The 12354-nt window shown below is 55.3% G+C and carries 10 protein-coding genes; 4 read left to right on the top strand and 6 right to left on the bottom strand.

Annotated elements, in window-relative coordinates:
• Positions 1–9: 9 nt before the first annotated feature.
• The 5 genes from glgA to asd all read right to left on the bottom strand — a co-directional run bounded on the left by glgA (position 10) and on the right by asd (position 8394).
• Positions 10–1443 (bottom strand): glycogen synthase GlgA, encoded by a 1434-nt coding sequence (gene glgA / locus P0H77_RS01865; protein WP_276161908.1) that lies wholly within the window; start codon positions 1441–1443, stop codon positions 10–12.
• Positions 1444–1532: 89 nt separating this feature from the next.
• A complete protein-coding gene (gene glgC, locus P0H77_RS01860) occupies positions 1533–2816 on the bottom strand; it encodes a glucose-1-phosphate adenylyltransferase (protein ID WP_276161902.1) in 1284 nt (427 codons plus the stop codon).
• 14 nt (positions 2817–2830) lie between these two features.
• Positions 2831–4807: a glycogen debranching protein GlgX gene (gene glgX, locus P0H77_RS01855; RefSeq protein WP_276161900.1), complete on the bottom strand. Its 1977-nt coding sequence runs from the start codon at positions 4805–4807 to the stop codon at positions 2831–2833.
• Positions 4804–6990 carry a 1,4-alpha-glucan branching enzyme gene (gene glgB, locus P0H77_RS01850; RefSeq protein WP_276161894.1) on the bottom strand — a complete coding sequence of 729 codons (2187 nt, stop codon included), beginning with the start codon at positions 6988–6990 and terminating at the stop codon, positions 4804–4806. The genes glgX and glgB overlap by 4 nt, the downstream gene beginning before the upstream one ends.
• A 297-nt stretch (positions 6991–7287) precedes the next feature.
• Positions 7288–8394 (bottom strand): aspartate-semialdehyde dehydrogenase, encoded by a 1107-nt coding sequence (gene asd, locus P0H77_RS01845; protein WP_276161881.1) that lies wholly within the window; start codon positions 8392–8394, stop codon positions 7288–7290.
• Between the two features lie 198 nt (positions 8395–8592).
• Here asd and yhgN point away from each other — a divergent pair, with 198 nt between their 5' ends.
• Both yhgN and P0H77_RS01835 read left to right on the top strand, forming a co-directional pair.
• Positions 8593–9186, top strand: a complete 594-nt coding sequence (gene yhgN, locus P0H77_RS01840) for an NAAT family transporter YhgN (protein ID WP_194207392.1) — start codon at positions 8593–8595, stop codon at positions 9184–9186.
• On the top strand, positions 9186–9857 hold the full coding sequence (locus P0H77_RS01835) for a DUF4440 domain-containing protein (protein ID WP_276161880.1): 672 nt from the start codon (positions 9186–9188) through the stop codon (positions 9855–9857). Before yhgN ends, P0H77_RS01835 begins: the two co-directional genes overlap by 1 nt.
• Before the next feature lies 1 nt (position 9858).
• Here the strand turns inward: P0H77_RS01835 and P0H77_RS01830 are convergent, their stop codons facing one another.
• A complete protein-coding gene (locus P0H77_RS01830) occupies positions 9859–10593 on the bottom strand; it encodes a metallophosphoesterase (RefSeq protein ID WP_276161879.1) in 735 nt (244 codons plus the stop codon).
• A 459-nt stretch (positions 10594–11052) separates the two neighbouring features.
• Between P0H77_RS01830 and P0H77_RS01825 the strand changes: the two genes are divergently transcribed.
• Both P0H77_RS01825 and P0H77_RS01820 read left to right on the top strand, forming a co-directional pair.
• Positions 11053–11505 carry a hypothetical protein gene (locus tag P0H77_RS01825; protein WP_276161878.1) on the top strand — a complete coding sequence of 151 codons (453 nt, stop codon included), beginning with the start codon at positions 11053–11055 and terminating at the stop codon, positions 11503–11505.
• Positions 11506–11658: 153 nt separating this feature from the next.
• Complete coding sequence (locus P0H77_RS01820) at positions 11659–12354, top strand: TIGR00266 family protein (RefSeq protein ID WP_276161877.1); 696 nt, start codon at positions 11659–11661, stop codon at positions 12352–12354.

The following is a 12354-nucleotide window of genomic DNA, read 5'->3' as shown; positions in this document are numbered from 1 at the left end:
TTCCTGTTGTTACATCAAACGTTGATAGAGATCGCGATAGGACTGGGCGGCAACGTGCCAGCTAAAGTCCATATGCATCGCCTGACGCTGTACGTAACGCCATAGCGACGGACGCGACCACAACACAAAAGCGCGCCGGATCGCCCGTAACAGGGACCAGGCATTGCTGTCTTCAAATACAAAGCCACTGGCGACTCCATCCGCCAGATTTTCCAGGGAACTATCAGCGACGGTATCGGCAAGCCCGCCGGTGCGGCGCACCAGCGGCAGCGTGCCGTATTTCAATCCATAAAGCTGAGTCAGGCCGCACGGTTCAAAGCGGCTGGGAACCAGAATGACATCCGCGCCCCCCATAATGCGATGCGAGAAGGCTTCGTGGTAGCCAATCTGTACACCTACCTGGCCGGAATGTTCGGCTGCGGCAGCCAGGAATCCTTCCTGAAGCACCGGATCGCCCGCGCCCAACAGCGCCAGTTGTCCGCCCTGCTCCAGCAATCCCGGCAACGCCTCAAGCACTAAATCCAGTCCTTTCTGGCTGGTCAGACGGCTCACCACCGCAAACAGTGGAACTTTATCATCCACTTTCAGGCCCATCGCAATTTGCAGCTGGCGCTTGTTTTCCGCCTTGCTTTCCAGTGTATCGCGACCATAGCGGGAGTTAAGCAGTAAGTCGGTTTCCGGACTCCAGATCTTTTCATCAACCCCGTTAAGGATGCCGGTCAGACGGCCTTCCATCTGTCGCTGACGAAGCAAACCTTCCATGCCATAAGCAAACTGCGGCTGGGTGATTTCAAGGGCATAGGTCGGGCTGACGGCGGTAATATGATCGGCATAAAACAGGCCCGCTTTCAGAAACGAGATTTGCCCTTCGAACTCCAGCCCGTGCATGTTATAGAACGACCATGGCAGTTGGATGTCACTCATATGATGGGCATAAAACAGCCCCTGGTACGCCAGGTTGTGTACGGTGAAAATGGATTTCGCCGGATGGCCACGAGCCGCAAGATAGGCCGGAGCCAGTCCCGCGTGCCAGTCATGAGCGTGCACTACATCAGGACGCCAGAACGGATCCAGTCCGCAGGCCATCTCGCAACCTACCCAACCGAGCAGCGCAAAGCGCAGCACGTTGTCGGTATAAGCATACAAATTGGTGTCGTGATAAGGGCTACCAGGGCGATCGTATAAATGCGGGGCATCGATCAGGTAGATCCCCACATCGTTATAGTGCCCAAACAGCAGCGTGATAGGTCCGGCAAACGTGTCACGCCGCGTCACGACTTGTGCATCAGGAATGCCCCGGCGAATATCAGGAAACGCAGGAAGCAGTACGCGAGCATCAATACCTTCCGCTTTTTGTGCTGCGGGTAACGCACCAATCACGTCTGCCAGACCGCCCGTTTTTAACAGCGGGAACATCTCAGAACATACATGTAAAACCTGCATTATCGCTCCTGTCAACACCACAAGGCACTCTGGCGCTTGCAGTAAAACAGCGCGCGGACCCCTTCCGCGCAAGGTTATTATTTGAATTTCTAAATTTTCAGTTTATTCAGCATGTCTCGTGTGACCAGCACGATCCCCTCTTCCGAGCGGTAGAAACGACGCGCATCTTCTTCAGCGTTTTCACCGATCACCAGACCTTCCGGGATCACACAAGCACGATCGATTACGCAACGGCGCAAGCGGCAGGAACGTCCCACCCATACATCCGGTAATAGCACGGATGAATCAATGTTGCAGAACGAATTTACCCTGACGCGCGGGAATAGCACAGACTGCACAACGACCGAACCGGAGATGATACAGCCGCCGGACACCAGCGAGTTGAGCGTCATGCCGTGGCTACCGGAGCGATCCTGAACGAATTTCGCCGGCGGCAACGATTCCATGTGCGTGCGAATCGGCCAGTCCTGATCGTACATATCCAGCTCTGGTGTGACCGAGGCCAAATCAAGGTTAGCTTTCCAGTAAGCTTCGAGCGTACCGACGTCGCGCCAGTAAGGTTCTGCTTCTGGATCTGACTGGACGCAGGAAAGCGGGAAAGGATGCGCATAGGCCATGCCCGCTTTGGTGATCTGCGGAATAATATCCTTGCCGAAGTCGTGGCTGGAATTTTCGTTGAGATCGTCCTGTTCCAGCAGTTCATAGAGGTAATCAGCGTTAAAAACGTAAATCCCCATACTGGCGAGCGATTTGGTGTCGTCGTTAGGCATGGTTGGCGGATTAGCCGGTTTTTCAACGAAATCGATGATTTTGTCATCTTCGTCAACGTGCATAACGCCAAACGCCGTCGCCTCTGCCTTAGGTACCGGCAGGCAGGCTACGGTGCAGCGTGCGCCTTTCTTCACGTGGTCGATCAGCATCCGCGAGTAATCCTGCTTGTAGATATGATCGCCCGCCAGGATCACCACGTACTCCGCTTTGTAACGGCGAATAACATCCAGGTTCTGCGTGACCGCATCGGCGGTACCGCGATACCAGTTTTCACCGTGTACGCGCTGCTGCGCAGGCAGCAAATCGACGAATTCATTCATCTCTTCGCTGAGGAATGACCAGCCGCGCTGGATATGCTGTACCAGCGTATGCGATTGATACTGAGTGATCACACCAATCCGGCGAATGCCGGAGTTGAGGCAGTTTGATAATGCAAAATCAATAATACGGAACTTACCGCCAAAGTGGACGGCGGGTTTTGCCCGCGTGACCGTTAAATCTTTCAGGCGCGTTCCGCGCCCTCCTGCCAGGATCAGGGCAACAGACTTCATTGGCAACTGGCGCGACAGCATCAGCAAATTATCATTTTCAAGCCTAACCATGTCGAACTCCTTTTTTATGACCTTTCAAAAACGCACACTCCATGCGCGGGCCCGTGCCAGATAGCCATGACAACCGGATTGTCCTTTCCGGCAAACGGAGGAATGGCATGCCACTCCCCATCAGGTAAAACCATATCCACAACATCCTGCGTAGCATTGAGTGTCATGAGCCAGCGGTCTGAAAGCAGAATTTGCATCTGCCGCGTCCCGCCCTGCCACTCGCTGGCGCTTAACGGCTGCGCCTGCGCATTTAACCAATGCACGTTTCCGTCCCCCTCCTGCCACCAGCTATCGCGGGTAAGTGCCGGGATGCGCTGACGCAGGTGGATTAACGCCGCAGTAAATGCCGTCAATCCTTTATTCGCCTGAGTCCAGTCAAGCCAGGTCAGGGCGTTATCCTGGCAATACGCGTTGTTATTGCCATGCTGACTGTGGCCGTGTTCATCCCCGGCGAGCAGCATTGGCGTACCCTGAGCAAGCAATAACGATACCAACAGAGCATGGACGCTGGCCCGTCGACGCTCAATCACATCAAGAATGCCGTCAAGTCCTTCTATACCATGATTATTGCTGTAATTTTTGTTAGTGCCATCGCGATTTTCCTCACCATTTGCTTCATTGTGCTTCTCGTTGAAGCAAACGCAGTCGCGCATAGTGAATCCGTCATGCGCGGTCACCAGGTTCACGGTCGCCGACGGCAGGCGACCATTGTTCTGAAAGACATCGCTTGAGGCAGCAAAACGTCTGGCGAAATCACCGGGCGTCAGATCCTGATGCAGCCAGAAGCGGCGTATGGCATCGCGAAAATGGTCGTTCCATTCCGCAAACAGCGGCGGAAAATTGCCGACCTGATACCCTCCATGGCCAACGTCCCACGGCTCCGCAATCAGCTTTAACGAAGCTAATTGCGGGTCGTTTTTTATCACTTCAAACAGCGGCGCATCCTGGCGAAATTCAGGGGTGCGGCCCATGACGGAGGCAAGGTCGAAACGAAATCCGTCAACATGGCATACGTCAACCCAGAACCGCAGACATTGATGCGCATACTCCACTGTGCCCGGCGAGCTGAGGTTGAGCGTATTGCCGCAGCCGGTCCAGTTTTCGTAGTCGCCATCCTTTCTGATCCAATAATAGCTACGGTTATCAATTCCGCGCAGCGAGAAGGTGGGACCATCCAGATCGATCTCCGCGCTGTGGTTAAGCACGATGTCCAGAATGACTTCAATTCCGGCCTTGTGCAGCGCCTTTACCGCATCGCGAAATTCATTCAGCGCTTGCGCCGGTTCGCTGGCGTAGCGCGGATCGACCGCAAACATCGCCAGCGGGTTATAGCCCCAGTAGTTGCTTAATCCCAGACGCTGCAGGCGCGGCTCGCTGCTAAAGTGGGCCACCGGCAGCAATTCCAGCGCGGTAATACCCAGCGATTTGAGATAGTTGATCATCACCGGATGCGCCAGCGCCTTATAGGTGCCGCGGATTTCCGGCGGGATCTCCGGATGCAGATACGTCAGCCCTTTAACGTGGGCTTCGTAGATAACGGTTTTACCCCACGGCGTGTGCGGCCGCGCGTCGTCGCCCCACTCATAGCTCAGGTCAACGACCACGCTCTTAGGCGCAACGGGCGCACTGTCATGGTGATCGGGGGTATCATGGCCGCCGTGAAACAACGCATCGTCTTTAGGATGCCGGTCAACCAGATGCGTGCAGGGATCGAGCAACAGTTTTGCCGGATTAAAGCGATGCCCCTGCGCAGGCTCCCACGGCCCGTGGACGCGGTAGCCGTAACGTAACCCTGGCCGGGCATCAGGAAGATAGCCGTGCCAGATATCACCGGTACGCGCAGGCAAATCGTAACGCTGCTCGAAACCCGCCTCGTCAAATACACACAGTTCCACCCGTTCGGCATGCACAGAGAACAGCGTAAAGTTCACGCCGTTGCCGTCAAAGCGTGCGCCGAGCGGATCGGATTTTCCCTGGGACAGTTTAATCACTCCGCCTCCCGGTACAGCCAGATCGTCGAGAGCGGCGGCAGAGTCAGGCTCAGGGAATGTGGTCGCCCGTGGCTTTCAATCTCATCGCTATGCACCACGCCGCCGTTGCCGGCGTTGCTGCCATGATAGTGCATGGAGTCGGTGTTCAGCGCTTCACGCCACTGACCCGGCTGGTTAATGCCGAAGCGGTAATCATGACGCGGAACCGGGGTAAAGTTGCTGGCGACGATGATTTCGTTGCCCTCCTTATCGCGACGGACAAAAATCAGCACCGAGCGCGCTTTATCGTCTACCACCAGCCACTCAAAGCCGTACGGGTCAAAGTCCAGCTCGTGCAGCGCTTTATGATGACGGTAGGTCAGGTTAAGATCGCGAACCAGCCGCTGAACGCCGTGGTGCCAGTTGTCCTGCCCTTCCAGCAAGTGCCAGTCGAGGCTGACATCATGGTTCCACTCGCGCCCCTGGGCAAACTCATTGCCCATAAACAGCAGTTTTTTACCAGGGAAGGCCCACATCCAGCCGTAGTAAGCGCGCAGGCTGGCGAATTTTTGCCACGCGTCGCCCGGCATCCGGTCGAGGATCGATTTTTTGCCGTGCACCACTTCGTCATGGGATAGCGGCAGCACAAAGTTTTCGGTGTAGTTATAGAGCATGCCGAACGTCAGCTTGTCATGATGATGCTGACGATAGACCGGATCGAGCTTCATGTAGTCGAGGGTGTCGTGCATCCAGCCCAGATTCCACTTGTACCAGAAACCGAGGCCGCCGGTATCAGACGGACGAGAGACGCCCGCAAAATCGGTCGACTCTTCCGCCATGCTGACTGCACCGGAGACCTGCTCGCCTAAAATACGGTTGGTGGTACGTAAAAACTCAATGGCTTCGAGGTTTTCGCGACCACCATATTCGTTCGGGATCCATTCGCCCTGTTTTCGGCTGTAGTCGCGGTAAATCATCGAGGCCACGGCATCGACGCGCAGGGCATCAATGCCGAAACGCTCGATCCAGTACAGCGCATTGCCCACCAGATAGTTGCGTACCTCACGGCGACCGTAATTGTAGATCAGCGTGTTCCAGTCCTGATGGTACCCTTCGCGCGGATCGCTGTGCTCATAGAGGTCGGTACCGTCAAATTCGGCCAGCCCGAAGTCGTCCGCCGGGAAATGACCCGGCACCCAGTCGAGGATCACGTTCAGCCCGGCGGCGTGCGCGGCGTCGATAAAATAGCGGAAGTCGTCGCGGGTACCGAAACGGCGCGTTGGCGCATAAAGCCCCGTGGGCTGATAGCCCCAGCTGCCGTCAAAAGGATGCTCATTGACCGGCAGCAGTTCCAGATGGGTGAAGCCCATCCATTTGGCATAGGGCACCAGCTGGTCCGCCAGCTCGCGATAGCTCAACCAGAAGTTATCGTCGGTATGGCGACGCCAGGAGCCGAGATGCACTTCATAAATGGAGATTGGCGCGTCAAACTGATTGGCTTTTTTGCGCTCGTCGCTCTGCACCACTTTTTCCGGCAGGCCGCAGATCAGAGACGCTGTTTCCGGGCGCATCTGGGCTTCGAAGGCATAAGGATCGGCTTTAATGCGCAGCTGGCCGTGCACGTCGATAATTTCGTATTTGTAGAGCTGACCATTGTGCGCGCCAGGGATGAACAACTCCCACACGCCGCTCTCTTTGCGCAGGCGCATCGGGTGACGGCGGCCATCCCAGAAATTAAACTGGCCGACCACGGAGACGCGCTGGGCATTCGGTGCCCAGACGGCAAAGCGGGTGCCGGTCACGCCGTCCATCGTGTCGCCATGTGCGCCAAGCGTTTCATAAGGACGCAGGTGCGTACCTTCCGACAGCAGCCAGGCATCTAGCTCCTGAAGCAGAGGGCCAAAACGGTAAGGATCGTCAATCAGATTCTGCTGGCCGTGCCAGATCACGGCAAGCTGATAGCGAAAAGTATTTTTGCGGCGCGGCAGAATGCCGCTAAAGAAGCCTCGTGAATCCAGGCATTCGAGTTTACCCACCTTGCGGCCCGTTTTAGGCTCAATGACCCAGACCTCAGTGGCATCGGGTAACAAGGCCCGGACTTCCAGCCCGGCATCGGTTCGATGCATGCCCAGTACGGAAAAAGGATCCGCAAAGTGCCCGGCAATTAGCGCGTTAATCACGTCTTTGTCTACATGATTCGACATGGATCTCATCCTGTTTTATATGTGTCGCTTCATTCCTGCGGTATGCACAATTGTCATACGTGGGGAGCCAAAGTATGTTGAGTACAGACACCCGGTTGCGACATTTTTTGACCTGAACGGGGCTGCATAATGTGCGTCCATCTCCGCCGTTCAACCTTCAGCCAAAGTGTATAAGCACCTTGCTTAAGCATAGCCAACGTCTTATTGCTCTCCCGAAAAAAAATGAAACATTGCGTTACTCCTTGTTTAGCGCAAAAAAAGGGGGTGTTATTACACCCCGTTGTTTATGCTGCGTCATTATGCCAGTTGGCGGAGAATGCGGCGGAGCGGCTCCGCAGCCCCCCACAATAGCTGGTCGCCCACGGTAAAGGCCGACAAATATTCTGGTCCCATATTCAGTTTACGCAAGCGGCCAACCGGCGTAGTCAGTGTGCCGGTCACGGCAGCCGGGGTCAGTTCACGCATGGAAAGCTCACGATCATTAGGAATGACTTTCGCCCACGGATTGTGCGCCGCCAGCAGTTCTTCGATGGTAGGGATCGAAACGTCTTTTTTCAGCTTGATGGTGAAGGCCTGGCTATGGCAGCGCAGCGCGCCGACGCGTACGCACAGGCCGTCTACCGGAATGGTCGTGGTGGTGCCGAGAATCTTGTTGGTTTCCGCCTGGCCTTTCCACTCTTCGCGGCTCTGGCCGTTATCCAGCTGTTTGTCGATCCATGGGATCAGGCTGCCCGCCAGCGGCACGCCGAAGTTATCGACCGGCAGATCGCCATTGCGGGTCAGCGTCGTGACTTTACGTTCGATATCAAGGATAGCGGAAGCCGGGTCCGCCAGCTCGTCGGCGACATGATTATAAAGCTGCCCCATCTGCGCCAGCAGTTCGCGCATATGACGCGCGCCGCCGCCGGAGGCCGCCTGATAGGTCGCCACGGAGACCCAGTCCACCAGATCGTTGGCAAACAGGCCGCCAAGCGACATCAGCATCAGGCTGACGGTGCAGTTACCGCCGACAAAGGTTTTCACGCCGTGGTTCAGCCCGTGGGTGATCACGTCCTGGTTGACCGGATCGAGGATAATGATCGCCTCATCTTTCATGCGCAGCGATGACGCCGCATCAATCCAGTAGCCCTGCCAGCCGCTTTCACGAAGCTTTGGATAGATTTCATTGGTATAATCGCCGCCCTGGCAGGTGACGATGATGTCGAGCGCCTTCAGCGCTTCAAGATCGAAGGCATCCTGAAGCGTGCCTGCCTGGGTGCCACCAAACGTCGGTGCGGTCTGCCCCAGCTGGGAAGTAGAAAAGAAGACGGGGCGAATGGTGTCGAAATCGCGCTCTTCAACCATGCGTTGCATGAGAACGGAGCCGACCATACCGCGCCAACCAATAAAACCAACATTTTTCATAGCGTTTTTCCTGCGAAGATGTGTGCTGTTGTGCAAGCCAGTCACCTGGTGTTATATCCTTCACCATACAAAACGCAGCCAAAGTCGCAAGTGAAATTAATCAATGATGGCAAGGCCATCAGAAGAGCGACTTATCACGCCCGCTGTCGTTCTGAAAACGAATAATAAATACACACTGATTATCAGGGAAATTAGTTAATGAATGACATCATTTCAGCCGCCGTTTTGTTGATCCTGATTATGGATCCGCTGGGAAATTTGCCGATTTTTATGTCGGTGCTAAAGCATACGGAACCGAAACGTCGGCGGGCGATCATGATCCGCGAGCTGTTCATCGCCCTGCTGCTGATGCTGATTTTTCTGTTCGCGGGCGAAAAAATTCTCGCCTTCCTCAACCTGCGTGCCGAAACGGTCTCTATCTCCGGCGGCATCATTCTGTTTCTGATCGCCATCAAAATGATTTTTCCCAGCGCCTCGGGCAACAGTACCGGGCTACCTGCGGGTGAAGAGCCGTTTATCGTACCGCTGGCAATCCCGCTGGTGGCCGGTCCGACATTGCTGGCAACGCTGATGCTGCTCTCGCACCAGTATCCAAATCAGATGAGCCACCTGGTGATTGCGCTGCTGCTCGCGTGGGGCGGAACCTTTGTGATCCTGCTGCAATCGTCGCTGTTCCTGCGTCTGCTGGGTGAGAAAGGCGTTAACGCGCTGGAGCGTCTGATGGGGCTGGTGCTGGTGATGCTTGCCACGCAGATGTTCCTCGACGGCATCCGGATGTGGATGAAAGGCTAATGCAGACGCTGCCGATTGTGCCTCGCCTGCTGCCCGAGGTCCGGGCAGGCCACAAACGTCATACGATACGCTGGCGGGAGCGTGCGATTTCACCCGGCCCGCTGTGCTATATCAACGCCGACGATGCGCACGACATGGTGAATGTCTGGGTCACTGCCGTTGTGCCTATGCCGCTTTCAGCGGTGGCGGAGTATCTCGGCAAGTCCGATGAATGGCCTGACGGCGTGTTGCTGGAAGGCATGAGAGAGCACTATCCGGCGATCCGGCTGGATTCAGTAGTAGAGGTTATCCACCATTCTGCCCCATTGGGCAGGGATACGGACAAGGACGTGCTGCTTGCGTTACTGACGCATCTGGAATGCAGCCTCCACCATTCGCAGCGCCATGACCGCACCTGGCTTGAGGCAATCCTGCATCCCCACTTTACCGAAATCACGCGCTCTGGTGCTCTTGTCACTCGCGATGAGACCCTTGACGCCCTGAGTCAGGAAAGCACTGCGCCTGCGTTGCGGGCCTCGGATTTCCAGCTTCTGATAACGGGTCACGGCTGTGCCACGCTGATTTACCGAACCCTCGGCCCCCACTCAGCGCTCCGCTCATCATGCTGGGTGTTATCAGCGGAAGGATGCTGGCAGATGATCTTTCATCAGGGCACGCCGACGAACGCGTGAATCAGACAGAAACCGTGTGACTGACCAGCACACCATGATGAAACCGGTGGATCATCAGCATGGCAGGATCGTTGACGGGCGGCACCTTATCGCCACCAAACCATAAGGGATTAGCCGGGCACACCGAGCCGCAAATATAGGCGGGTATCCCTGCAAGGCTACCAGCCATGGGCCGGTGAACGTGCCCGGTCGCGATGGCCAGCGGTTTATGAAGAAGTCGGGTCAGCATATCGGCCAGCTCTGCGCTACCGTCACACATGATCTCATCCATGGTCGGGATGCCGCTCGCAAATACGTGATGATGCATAAAGATCACAGAGTCAGTCGCATTGCCAGTGGTTAGCACATTTTCCAGCCAGTCAAGTTGATGGCGAAGGCTTCCCGCGGCGTTGCCCGCAAGCGTGGTATCAATACCGATTAAACGTAACTCTCCGGTATTCATAATGATATTCAACGCGCCAGCCGGGGCGTCACTGACCCACATACCGTTCCACGTCCGCTTCATTACCTCGCGATCATCTGCGTTACCGGGAAGGATAAGCACAGGATACGTTAACCGGTTAAGCAGGTGGGCAATGGTAGAATACCCCTCGTGCCAGCCGTCATCGATCAGATCGCCGGTCAGGACCAGGATATCCGGTCCCACCGTCTCCAGCCATGCCAGGGCGTGTTCAAACCGCGCCAGATTGGCATTATTCGGCGAGGCATGAATATCTGAAAGCTGGGCAATGATCATGGCGTCTCCTGACAGGCTGGCTGAAAAAGCATCACGCTGAGTGTAGAAAATGATGACCAGCGCGTCATGCTGGCACCGGATAAAATGTCCGGGGCATCAGCGAGGAGAGGGACTGGCCGCTTTTTACCTTTCATCCTGTATGCAATGCCTGCAAAACTGGCTTTTCATTTCTGCGAGTCTGCTTCAGAAAAGCCCTCTTGTCACCGTTCCGGCAACGCGGTATCTTCCTGCCGCGCCTGCAAAATCAGGCGTCGGGATTAGCCTCCTGATCTTCTCGTCGGTGACGCAACTATTTTTGTGTCGCACGCCTGGCTACACTCCAATGGTGGGCCTGGCAGGGGCATCGAAAGATGCGCCGGTATCCGATGAGGCCGGTAAGGCTAACCCTGTCAGGTTCCGCCACCCAGGAGATTAGCCTCTCCGGTGACGGATAAACACGACTCATCGGAGAATTTTTATATGTGTGCCACCTCAGACTCTTCTCTTTCATCACTAACAATCCCTTTTAACCACACCACTGACTTTACCGAGCTGGCGGATTGCTGCCAGTGCTTTGCCGACGAACTGGGTGCCTGTAGCGATCCGGCGCATAAAATGGCCCTCTGCGGTCGCTTATCTGCCTGCCTGGCGCTATTGCAGCCCACGCTTTTTGAACCTGTTCCGCTCCATCTGCAGCCGGGCCTGACGGTTGATACCTTGCCCACCCGGCAACCCGCTTTCGAACCGGATGCCGATCAGTTAGCCGACTACTGCCAGTTTTTAACTCAGCTTCTGCTCGGCGGATCGCTTTCTGCACAGATGGAAAATACCGCCGGGGCGCTATTACAGGATTTAGTGCTTTATTTTGCCGATATACTGAAAGCGCCGCGCTGGCTCAATACTCCACAAGGCCGGGTCGCAATCGAGATGTAAAACGCATAAATTCAGGTCACTGTCTACTACCGGACTTATTGGACAAAATTAATTTATATCGATACAAGAAACGATATTATTTGTCCCCACGACACTGTATCAGGCGTATCTATTCAGTAATGGAATGCACTTATCCAATAACGGAGATGACTCATGAAATACGAACTCTCAAGCGACGGCTCTTGCCCGCTGGTATTGATTTCTCTTGGCATGGGCGAACAGGTCAGTATTGAACGCGGTTCAATGGTTTTTCATAACGGCAAAGTGAATCTTGAAGGCCGCATGAACCAGAACGGCTCAGGAATGTTAGGCGGTATTATCAAAGCCGCCGCCAGATCGGTCGTCAGCGGCGAAAGCTTTTTTGTCACTACCGCCACCGGTACTGCTAATGACGGACTGCTGGCAATCTCCTCCGGCAGCATTGGCAATATCAAGGCGCTGGAAGTTGGCAAAAGCACCTGGCGGCTGAACGACGGTGCCTTTCTGGCCTGCGACGGTGGCGTTACTTACAGTATGAAAAGCCAGTCCGTCGGTCGTGCGATTTTCGGCGGTACCGGGGGACTGTTCGTGATGGAAACCGCCGGAACAGGGACGCTGCTGGTGAACGGTTTTGGCGAAATCGTTGAACTGGATCTGGACGGTAACGATACGCTGGTCGTGGATAACCTCCACGTCGTCGCCTGGGAAAATACACTCTCGTATAATATTAAAATGGCGTCCGGCATTTTTGGTTTTAAAACCGGCGAAGGCGTGGTCAATGAATTTTCCGGCAGAGGCAAGCTGCTGGTGCAGTCGAAGAATATTAAGGAATTTGCCTCAACGCTTGCGCCTTATTTAGTGAAAAAATAA

The organism is Superficieibacter sp. HKU1 (assembly GCF_029319185.1).
Taxonomy (GTDB): domain Bacteria; phylum Pseudomonadota; class Gammaproteobacteria; order Enterobacterales; family Enterobacteriaceae; genus Superficieibacter.
Note: the sequence above shows the minus strand (reverse complement) of the source record. Positions and strands in the feature narration are given on the sequence as shown.